This is a genomic window from Serratia sp. 506_PEND, assembly GCF_001076875.1.
In the GTDB taxonomy this organism is placed as follows: Bacteria; Pseudomonadota; Gammaproteobacteria; order Enterobacterales; family Enterobacteriaceae; genus Serratia; species Serratia marcescens.
In genome coordinates this window covers 1-504 of sequence record NZ_JVEL01000146.1, presented here as the reverse complement: position 1 = coordinate 504, position 504 = coordinate 1, and the positions used below count along the sequence as shown (strand labels likewise).

Below are 504 nucleotides of genomic sequence, written 5' to 3'. Positions count from 1 at the left end.
CGGCAACACGCGGGGATCGCGCCCCACGCTCAGCGCCTGTTGTGTATCATGCATCCGATTCTTCCCGTCGTCTGAGGCGCAGCTGGCCCCGTTAGTAAAGTGTTTCCGGTAAACTGAACTGGCTGAACAGACCCGAGGCAAACGGACTGTGATCTGCATCGCTGTAAACCCGCCAGGTCATGGCACCATCATCCACGCCAAAGCGCACATCAAACGAACCGCGACTGACCTGCGTCCGGCTGGCCGCATCCAGCAGGCGGAACATCGCCCACGGTCCGGTAAAGCCCAGGCTTCGCGGTGAGCGGGTGCCATCATCCGGTATCAGTGTAAGCTTGCTTTCCGCACCGTCACGCAGGGCGTTCGGCCAGACCAGCGGCACTTTCTGGCGCCGTCCGTGGCTGTACTCCACCAGCTGGCCGTCCAGGTTCAGCACGCTTCGGCGTTTACTGGCGGTCAACTCAACTGGTTCCACCACAAAGTGCACTTCCGGCTGCCCCTGAGCAT

Annotated in this window: 1 protein-coding gene; it reads right to left on the bottom strand. The window is 61.5% G+C overall.

The window, feature by feature from the left end:
- Positions 1-91: 91 nt before the first annotated feature.
- Positions 92-504: type VI secretion IcmF C-terminal domain-containing protein (locus ADK28_RS03965; RefSeq protein ID WP_048794949.1), on the bottom strand; the 413-nt coding region annotated here is incomplete at its 5' end.